The sequence below is a fragment of the Enterococcus sp. C76 genome, from assembly GCF_040886985.1.
Classification (GTDB): Bacteria; Bacillota; Bacilli; order Lactobacillales; family Enterococcaceae; genus Enterococcus_B; species Enterococcus_B lactis.
This window is the reverse complement of the sequence record NZ_JBFOEY010000036.1, coordinates 1-705: the sequence shown is the minus strand read 5'-3', so window position 1 is coordinate 705 and position 705 is coordinate 1. Positions and strand designations below refer to the sequence as shown.

General features: G+C 30.5%; 2 protein-coding genes. Both read left to right on the top strand.

Annotated elements, in window-relative coordinates:
- Positions 1–115 precede the first annotated feature (115 nt).
- Positions 116–286 (top strand): hypothetical protein, encoded by a 171-nt coding sequence (locus AB3I00_RS14575; RefSeq protein ID WP_368025611.1) that lies wholly within the window; start codon positions 116–118, stop codon positions 284–286.
- Positions 287–402: 116 nt separating this feature from the next.
- On the top strand, positions 403–705 hold a 303-nt coding region (locus AB3I00_RS14570; RefSeq protein WP_368025610.1), incomplete at its 3' end, for a hypothetical protein.

Sequence of the window (705 nt, the reverse complement as noted above, 5' to 3'; positions counted from 1 at the left end):
TCATGAATTGAATGATTAAATCTTACTTTTTATTTGAAATATAAATATGGTTTTGTCTACAGAGATATTTGTATCAGCAAATATCTTTTTTATTATTTAAAAAAGGAGGTAATTGATGAAACAAGGAAAGAAGCCGACAAGAGAAATCAAAGAGTTAATTTCAAAGCAAAAAGTTGGGAAAACGTATTTAAACCCTGATAACTGGCTGTATCGAAAAAATTCTATTGGAGAAATTACTTTAATTCATCGTCGGACAGGAAAAAAAATATATCTTGAGCAAAAGTAAAAAGGTGGGTAGGGTGAATCAGAAAGATTTTTCTAGGTGTGGGAATAGTAAAGAATTAATTTTGAATAAAACTTTCTGAAGGAAGGTTTAAGTAAAAATGATAGGAGGAAAAATTAATGTCTTTGACAAGAAGCTTGACAAAAAACAAAGTGTTAAAAAAAGAATTATGGATTGCTAGAGCAAATGGAAATGTTGAAAAGGGAAAAGTTCTTTCATTTGAAGATAGAACAGATGTTGCTTGTACTTCGTATTCACTATCTAATGAGGTTTTAGGTGGTTTTTCATGTTTGGTGGAGGGAAATAGGGTCATGCGATTTCCTCATGGAACACAAGTAGAAATGGTGAATCCTAGATTGGTAGAAATAAATGTTAGTTACCGAGATTCAAATGATGAATTTGTAAATTATACAGAACGAGTG